Annotated in this window: 2 protein-coding genes; both read right to left on the bottom strand. The window is 71.1% G+C overall.

Annotation, left to right across the window (positions count from 1 at the left end):
- On the bottom strand, positions 1-1,076 hold a 1,076-nt coding region (locus P1P75_RS41540; RefSeq protein ID WP_319265235.1), incomplete at its 3' end, for an acetoin utilization protein AcuC.
- Positions 1,027-1,346: MFS transporter (locus P1P75_RS41535; protein ID WP_319265232.1), on the bottom strand; the 320-nt coding region annotated here is incomplete at its 5' end. The genes P1P75_RS41540 and P1P75_RS41535, both read right to left, overlap by 50 nt.

The raw sequence follows: 1,346 nt of genomic DNA, 5'->3' as shown, positions 1-1,346 counted from the left end.
CCCCAGGACACCGGCCACCGCCCGTCAGTCATCCGCACCGGCCCCAACTGCCGCGTACGGGCGAAAACCTCCCGCCGCCACCCCTGCGGAATCACCGTCTCCGGCTGCACGGGCCGCCCCGCCGCGATCCCCACGAGATGCGTCCACGAGCGCGGCACGACATCCACCACCGCGTATCCACCCCCACCCAACGCGACCCACTTCCCCCCGGCGTACTCGTGCGCGAGCGAATGACAGGCGACCTGCACGGCCCGCTGCGCGTCCAACGACACCGCCAGATGGGCCAACGGATCCTCGAAGTGCGTGTCCGCCCCATGCTGGGTGACCAGCACATCGGGCCGGAAGTCCGCGATCAGCTCCGGCACCACCGCGTGAAACGCCCGCAACCACCCGGCGTCCCCCGTCCCCGCGGGCAGAGCCACGTTCACCGCGGCCCCCTCACCGTCCCCCGCCCCGGTCTCCTCCGGCCACCCGGTCTGCGGAAACAGCGTCCGAGGATGCTCGTGCAGCGAGATCGTCAGCACCCGCGGATCCTCCCAGAAGGCCGCCTGCACCCCGTCTCCGTGATGCACGTCGACGTCCACGTACGCGACCCGCCGAGCCCCCAGCTCCAGCAACCGCGCGATGGCCAGGGACGCGTCGTTGTAGACGCAGAACCCCGCCGCGCCTCCGGGCATCGCATGGTGCAGCCCGCCCGAGAAGTTCACCGCGTGCAGCGCGTCCCCCCGCCACACGGCCTCGGCCGCGCCCACCGACAGCCCGGCGATCAGCGAGGACACCTCGTGCATGCCGGCGAAGGCCGGATCGTCCACGGTCCCGAGCCCGTACGACGTGTCCGCCGCCCGCGGATCGGCTGAGGCGGCCTTGACGGCCTTGATGTAGTCCTCCCGGTGGACGAGCCGCAGCGTCGACTCCCCGGCCGGCTTGGCGGACACGACCTCCACCTCCCGGTCGAGCCCGAGAGCCTCTACCAGTCGCCGGGTCAGGGCCAGCCGAACCGGATCCATCGGGTGATCCGGACCGAAGTCATACCCCGTTACTGCCTCGTCCCACATCAGCTGTGCGCGGCCGCTCATGCCCGCCACCGTATCGGTCCGGTTGAGGAGCGAACGACCTGGCGTACACGAACGTCACCAGCACCAACACCATCGGCACACCCATCGCCCCGCGGTAGCTCCACGCGTCTCCGAGCGCCCCGACCAACGGCGAACCGATCAGGAAACCGACGTAGTTGAAGACGTTGAGCCGGGCGACGGCCGCGTCCGAGGCCCCCGGGAACAGCCTCCCCGCCGCCGCGAACGTCTGCGGCACGAGCACGCACAGTCCCAGCCCCACCAACGTGAACC

The organism is Streptomyces sp. ID05-39B (genome assembly GCF_033794725.1).
Taxonomy (GTDB): Bacteria; Actinomycetota; Actinomycetes; order Streptomycetales; family Streptomycetaceae; genus Streptomyces; species Streptomyces bobili.
Note: the sequence above shows the minus strand (reverse complement) of the source record. Positions and strands in the feature narration are given on the sequence as shown.